Source organism: Candidatus Pelagibacter communis (assembly GCF_001180225.1).
Lineage (GTDB): Bacteria > Pseudomonadota > Alphaproteobacteria > Pelagibacterales > Pelagibacteraceae > Pelagibacter > Pelagibacter ubique_D.
On record NZ_CVST01000033.1, the window covers coordinates 1 to 613 of the forward strand.

Annotated in this window: 1 protein-coding gene; it reads right to left on the reverse strand. The window is 22.7% G+C overall.

Translation table 11 applies throughout. The features are described from left to right. Positions 1–45: 45 nt before the first annotated feature. Positions 46–613: thiamine phosphate synthase (locus AMN99_RS01715; protein WP_075506114.1), on the reverse strand; the 568-nt coding region annotated here is incomplete at its 5' end.

Here is a 613-nt window from a genome sequence, read left to right on the forward strand (position 1 = left end):
GTTTTGAATTGAACTTCGCATTAGCATTCTAATTAATTTAGAAGACTATATTATAAAAGGCCTCTTTTTTAGAGGCCTTTTTTTTTGGAAAAAAGATATACCAGCAAATCCTATACAATTAGTTAAACCAAGTTTTTTTATATTAGATTGAGAAATACCACCGAGTGCAATAAATTTGATCTTGTGTTGTGAAGTCAAAAATTTAAATTTATTCAGCCCTAAATAATTTACATTTTTTTTAAAAATAGAGGATACAAAAACCTTTTGGACGCCTTGCTTTATTTTAACTTTGATTTCTTTATTATTATGTGCCGATCCAAGGATTATAAAATTTTTTTTTAGTGAAAAAGATAAATGTTCAAAAGAATTATTGAATGATGGAATATATACTCCCATCAGTTTTAATTTAATTGCTAGTTTAATATTATTTGCAAAAATAAAATTAATTCCATATTTTTTGCAATTATTGTTAAAAGTTATTATTTTATTTTCATTAATTATTTTTTGTGAGTAATTTCTATAAATTATTGTAGTTTTTTCATTTTGTTTTTTAATTACATTTGTGTCCAAACTGTTTATAAAGTAATATTTTTCCCATAAGCTTTTATGCATA